Consider the following 394-nt stretch of genomic DNA (forward strand, 5'->3'; position numbering starts at 1 on the left):
GCGTCCCACTGTCTCTATCGGCCTGTCCGCTGCATCCACAATCCGGTCACCGGTCGGGAAACGTGGTTGCCGCAGGTGGTGGAGCGATCGGCCGAGGCCGGCCGGAAAGCCGTCGTGATCGGGGGCGGACCTGCCGGGCTCGAAGCGGCACGCGTTCTTGCAGAACGGGGGCATCGGGTGGTCCTGTTCGAGGCGACTGATCGTCTGGGCGGGCAGCTTGCGCTGGCGACCCGAGCGCATCTGCGGCACGACCTGAAGGGGATTGTCGACTGGCGCGAGGCCGAACTGGAGCGCCTGGGCGTAACCCTTCACCTGAACGCCTATGCCACTGTGGAAACTGTGTTGGCTGAAGCGCCGGATATCGTCATCGTTGCCGCCGGGGGCTATCCGGATC

1 protein-coding gene is annotated in these 394 nt (G+C 66.5%); it reads left to right on the forward strand.

Features of this window, described 5'->3' with window-relative positions; translation table 11 throughout:
* Positions 1 to 75: 75 nt before the first annotated feature.
* Positions 76 to 394: FAD-dependent oxidoreductase (locus D7X55_RS42355; protein WP_233610492.1), on the forward strand; the 319-nt coding region annotated here is incomplete at its 3' end.

Origin of the sequence: Corallococcus sp. AB049A, from assembly GCF_003668885.1 — a bacterium.
Taxonomy (GTDB): Bacteria; Myxococcota; Myxococcia; order Myxococcales; family Myxococcaceae; genus Corallococcus; species Corallococcus interemptor.